This is a genomic window from Marmoricola endophyticus (assembly GCF_014644415.1).
GTDB classification, from domain to species: domain Bacteria; phylum Actinomycetota; class Actinomycetes; order Propionibacteriales; family Nocardioidaceae; genus Marmoricola; species Marmoricola endophyticus.
In genome coordinates this window covers 1-568 of the sequence record NZ_BMKQ01000009.1, presented here as the reverse complement: position 1 = coordinate 568, position 568 = coordinate 1, and the positions used below count along the sequence as shown (strand labels likewise).

Annotated in this window: 1 protein-coding gene; it reads left to right on the top strand. The window is 31.2% G+C overall.

Annotation, left to right across the window (positions count from 1 at the left end):
- Positions 1 to 568, top strand: a 568-nt coding sequence (locus tag IEX42_RS18395; RefSeq protein WP_188781467.1) for a DUF1672 family protein, incomplete at both ends; no start/stop codon positions are given.

The following is a 568-nucleotide window of genomic DNA, read 5'->3' as shown; positions in this document are numbered from 1 at the left end:
GATTGAATTTGCGAAGAAGCATCGTAAAGAATTTGAAAAAGTAGGTGAACAATTCTTTAAAGATAACTTTGGACTAAAAGTTAAAGCTACAAATGTTGTAGGTAAAGATGATGGTGTAGAAGTTTATGTGCATTGCGAAGATCATGGCATTGTATTTAATGCAAGTCTACCTTTGTACAAAGATGCCATCCATCAAAAAGGATCAATGCGCAGTAATGACAATGGTGATGATATGAGTATGATGGTGGGTACAGTGCTGAGTGGCTTTGAATATCGAGCGCAAAAAGAAAAGTATGATAACTTATATAAATTCTTCAAAGAAAATGAAAAGAAATATCAATATACAGGCTTTACAAAAGAGGCAATTAACAAGACACAAAACGTTGGATATCAAAATGAATACTTTTATATCACATATTTATCAAGAAACTTAAAAGAATATCGTAAATATTACGAACCATTGATTCATAAAAAGGATAAAGAATTTAAAGAAGGTATGCAACGAGCTAGAAAAGAGCTAAACTATACTGCTAATACTGATGTTGTTTCTACACTTTTTTCTACTAAG